Below are 3139 nucleotides of genomic sequence, written 5' to 3' on the forward strand. Positions count from 1 at the left end.
AACAGACACAGGCACTTGCATACACGCCGAAGCGGTCAACTGCTCTTTCTAGGTTTAAGCCAGTTGGCGCAGTCCAGCGCGCCATTGCGGGGGTTGGTGAGTTGGCCCGGTTTCTGCTCGCCATTGGCTGTGCAAATCAGCTTGGCCACGCCCTGCCGCGACAGTCCCTCTGGATAGCGCCCACTGCTTCTGTGCGCATTGCGGCCGCCAAGCGCAAGCCATGACGAACGGAGGATTCCATGCTCAGAAGCCTCGCCGAGCCCGAGGGATATCGGCTTGAAGCGCTCGATGGTGACATCGGCCGTTGCCACGATTTTCTGTTCGATGACGAGCTCTGGACGCTGCGCTACATGGTGGCCGATACCGGTGGCTGGCTGTCTGGCCGCAAGGTATTGATCTCGCCTGTGCAGCTCGAATCGCCGGACTGGGAACGGCAGCGGATGCCCGTGAACCTGACCAAGGCCCAGATCGAGCAGAGCCCATCGTTGGATCGTGATGCGCCGGTCTCGCGGCGCTACGAGCAGCTCTACAACGAGTTTCATTCGCTGCCGAGCTATTGGCTGGGTAGCGGCCTTTGGGGTGACTTCCCGATACCCGCGAGCCTGACAGCGACGCAAGAGGTGCGTATCGAGCCGTTGCCGACAACGAGCGGTGCGGCGGTCGAAGATGAGGCGTTGGCGGATACCGATCTTGAAGAGGTGGACGACGTCCATCTGCGCTCAGTTCGCGAAGTGACGGGCTATAGCGTCATCGGCCAACGCACCGCAGACGACGGTGGCGGTATCGACAAGGTCGGCCGCGTCGTCGACCTCATCGTCAATGACAGCAGCTGGGCGCTGCGCGCCTTCATCGTCGACAGCTCCCGGCTGCCGTTGTCGAAGAAGGTCCTCCTTCCCGTGGACGCGGTCGCCGAGATCGACTGGGCCTCGCGCCAGGTCATCACCGATGTCCCTGCCGAGCGCATCGAGGAGGCGCCGCCGTTCGACCCGAGCGAGCCGATCAACGAACGCCTTGAGTCCGTGCTCTATGACGTTTACGGGCGGCCACATCCGAGCCCCTGAGGCGGCACGAGCCAAGCATGCAGCCTGAGCCGCGCTCGACTGACCACTGCGATTCATTCAACACCGGCGGTCTTTCTGGTCGAGCCCTAAACGGTCCCTGAGCGGTCCCTGAGCGCTCCTGGCGCAACGACTCATCGTTCAATTCATCGTCCACTGATAAGGAGACTCCTCATGAACAAGCGCTGGATTCGACGCCTCCTGCTGACCCTGGTTGCAATCGCCGTCATTGTGCCGGCGGTGATGGCCACGGGCTGGGTTGGCACCGAGACCATGATTGAAGAAACCTCGGATGCGGAGTTCTGCACCAGCTGCCACACCATGGAGCCCTTTGCCACCTCGCATGCGCAGGACGTCCATGGCGGCAACAACCCAGGCGGCGTGGTCGCCCATTGCACGGATTGTCATCTGCCACATGAGAGTGCGGCGCAGCATCTGTTTGCGAAGGCGAAGACCGGTACGCGCGATGCCATTGCCCAGGCGATCTATCCGGTCCACAAGCCCGATTGGATCGCGGATCTCGAGGAGCGTGACGAGTACGTCTACGACTCTGGCTGTCTCAACTGCCATGCGGCCTTGAAGGATGCGACCAGCGATGATCCAGCGGCACTGGCTGCACACAAGGCCTATTTCGGCGGAGACGTGGGCGAGGGCTGCGTGAGCTGCCATGAGCAGGTTGGTCATAAGAACCTGCGGGTCATGCTCGATGCCCACTTCGACGAGGTCTCGCTCACAGAGCTGCCTGGAGACAGCGACGGCGCGGCGGTTGATCCGCCGACCACGGGTGACGGGCCGGCCACCGAGCAAAGCGCCACTGACACCGACAAGGAAGGTGCCTGAGTCCCATGGCCTATGAGCTTGATCCCGAACAGCCGCTAGACGCCGAGATCCGTCGTATCGCCACCGACCTGCTCGACCACGCGCTTGCGCAGATCGACAGCGCCGAGGACGCCCCGCATGAGGCCGTGCATGAGGTGCGCAAGGACTGCAAGAAGCTCCGAGGCCTGCTGCGGCTCGTGAGACCGGCGGCACCCGAGCTCTACGAACAGGAGAATGCGGCATTCCGCGATGCCGCCGCCTCGTTGTCGGTGCTGCGTGATGCCGAGGCGGCGATCGAGACCTTCGATGCCTTGATCGATCATTTCCGCGACAACCTTGATCCAGACGCGCTGGCATTGCTGCGGCAGCGACTCGAGGACCACAAGGCCAGCGTCGCGGCTGGCTCTGAGCCGCTTGGGGATCAGCTTGCTCTGACCCGCGCCGCCCTGGTCGCCGCCCGTGAGCGCGTCCCGGATTGGGGGTTTCCATCAGAAGCGGCCGATGACGCGGGTTGGGCCCTGATCGGCCCCGGCCTGCGCAAGACCTACAAACGCGGGTATCGGGCCATGCACGCGGCCTATGCAGAGCCCAGCGTGACGGCGTTTCATGAATGGCGCAAACGCGCCAAGTATCTGCGCTATCAGCTCCGGCTCGTGCGCGCGGGCTGGCCACGCGTGCTCAAAGCGATGCATCGGGAGGTGAAGGACCTCGGCGACTTGCTTGGCGATGATCATGATCTGGCGGTGCTGGAGCAGATCATCGAGGAGGCCGGGGAGCTCAATCCGACCCACGATGACGAGCAGATCCTGCTCGCGCTCGCCGCGCAGCGAAGCGCGCAGCTGCGCAAAGCGGCCTATTGGCTGGGCTGGCGCTTGTACGCGGAGAAACCGAAGCATCTCGACCGACGGATGCAGCGCTACTGGCAAGCCGCGCGAGCTGTGACTGATACCTGACCAAGGCACAGTCGGGGCCTGCGCGGCAAGCCTGATTGATTCTTGAAACCGACGGGGCTACGGCGTCTTAGCCGGCGACGCTGAGACGCAATGCCCGTCACTAGCTGATCGCGGAGGACCTATGTTTCTCAAGCACAAATCCACTGGAAAGCTGATGCAGGTCGTTGAGCTGCAAGACCTGATGAATCCAATGCATGAGCAGGCCGTGATGCGGCTGCATTATGGCGAGGAAGCGCAGGACCCGGAAACCGTCGACAAGCAGGAGCTTCAGTTTCCATCCGGCGAAGCGCTGCCGCGTGCCTGGACCGA

4 protein-coding genes are annotated in these 3139 nt (G+C 63.0%); all 4 read left to right on the top strand.

Annotated elements, in window-relative coordinates:
- Positions 1-239 precede the first annotated feature (239 nt).
- Positions 240-1061 carry a PRC-barrel domain-containing protein gene (locus ACY693_RS17340; RefSeq protein ID WP_462323062.1) on the top strand — a complete coding sequence of 274 codons (822 nt, stop codon included), beginning with the start codon at positions 240-242 and terminating at the stop codon, positions 1059-1061.
- 171 nt (positions 1062-1232) lie between these two features.
- Positions 1233-1898 (top strand): cytochrome c3 family protein, encoded by a 666-nt coding sequence (locus ACY693_RS17345; protein ID WP_462323063.1) that lies wholly within the window; start codon positions 1233-1235, stop codon positions 1896-1898.
- Positions 1899-1903: 5 nt separating this feature from the next.
- Entirely contained in the window at positions 1904-2830 is a 927-nt protein-coding gene (locus ACY693_RS17350) for a CHAD domain-containing protein (protein WP_462323064.1), read from the top strand.
- 121 nt (positions 2831-2951) lie between these two features.
- A partial coding sequence (locus ACY693_RS17355) for an acetyltransferase (protein WP_462323065.1) occupies positions 2952-3139 on the top strand: 188 nt, incomplete at its 3' end.

It is taken from the genome of Halochromatium sp. (assembly GCF_054919635.1).

Excerpts from the sequence above, each read along its gene's own strand:
- ACY693_RS17340 (WP_462323062.1), top strand. The coding sequence starts at position 240 with ATGCTCAGAAGCCTCGCCGAGCCCGAGGGATATCGGCTTGAAGCGCTC.
- ACY693_RS17345 (WP_462323063.1), top strand. The coding sequence starts at position 1,233 with ATGAACAAGCGCTGGATTCGACGCCTCCTGCTGACCCTGGTTGCAATC.
- ACY693_RS17350 (WP_462323064.1), top strand. The coding sequence starts at position 1,904 with ATGGCCTATGAGCTTGATCCCGAACAGCCGCTAGACGCCGAGATCCGT.